General features: G+C 51.1%; 1 tRNA gene and 2 rRNA genes. All 3 read right to left on the bottom strand.

What is annotated here, in order from left to right:
• Positions 1-484, bottom strand: a 23S ribosomal RNA gene (locus K2184_RS28975); the annotation flags it as partial.
• A gap of 190 nt (positions 485-674) precedes the next feature.
• Positions 675-749, bottom strand: a tRNA-Glu gene (locus tag K2184_RS28970).
• Positions 750-836: 87 nt separating this feature from the next.
• A 16S ribosomal RNA gene (locus K2184_RS28965) occupies positions 837-943 on the bottom strand; the annotation flags it as partial.

The following is a 943-nucleotide window of genomic DNA, read 5'->3' as shown; positions in this document are numbered from 1 at the left end:
GTTCTTTTCGCCTTTCCCTCACGGTACTGGTTCACTATCGGTCAGTCAGGAGTATTTAGCCTTGGAGGATGGTCCCCCCATATTCAGACAGGATACCACGTGTCCCGCCCTACTCTTCGAGTTCACAGCCTGTGCGTTTTAGTGTACGGGAGTATCACCCTGTACCCTGCGACTTTCCAGACGCTTCCACTAACACACAAGCTGATTCAGACTCCGGGCTGCTCCCCGTTCGCTCGCCGCTACTGGGGGAATCTCGGTTGATTTCTTTTCCTCGGGGTACTTAGATGTTTCAGTTCCCCCGGTTCGCCTCGTTAACCTATGTATTCAGTTAACGATAGTGCAACGAATTGCACTGGGTTTCCCCATTCGGACATCGCCGGCTGTAACGGTTCATATCACCTTACCGACGCTTTTCGCAGATTAGCACGTCCTTCATCGCCTCTGACTGCCAGGGCATCCACCGTGTACGCTTAGTCGCTTAACCTCACAACCCGAAGATGTTTCGTGAAACATCATCGTGTCGCGAAAATTTGAGAGACTCGAACACACTTGAACAGTGTGTCGTTTCAATTTTCAGCTTGATCCAGATTTTTAAAGAGCAAATATCTCAAACGTCACCCGAAGATGAGTTTTGAGATATCGGTTGGTTGTGCCTTTCACTCACAGCCAGCAAGTGGCGTCCCCTAGGGGATTCGAACCCCTGTTGCCGCCGTGAAAGGGCGGAGTCCTAACCGCTAGACGAAGGGGACACGAGGTGTCGCGACTTCGCAGCCGTCTTGCTTCTTTACATCTATCAGACAATCTGTGTGAGCACTACAAAGGCAGGTTCTTTCAGGTAAGGAGGTGATCCAACCGCAGGTTCCCCTACGGTTACCTTGTTACGACTTCACCCCAGTCATGAATCACAAAGTGGTAAGCGCCCTCCCGAAGGTTAAGCTACCTA

Source organism: Klebsiella sp. K5-306 (assembly GCF_051835185.1).
GTDB classification, from domain to species: domain Bacteria; phylum Pseudomonadota; class Gammaproteobacteria; order Enterobacterales; family Enterobacteriaceae; genus Klebsiella; species Klebsiella oxytoca.
Note: the sequence above shows the minus strand (reverse complement) of the source record. Positions and strands in the feature narration are given on the sequence as shown.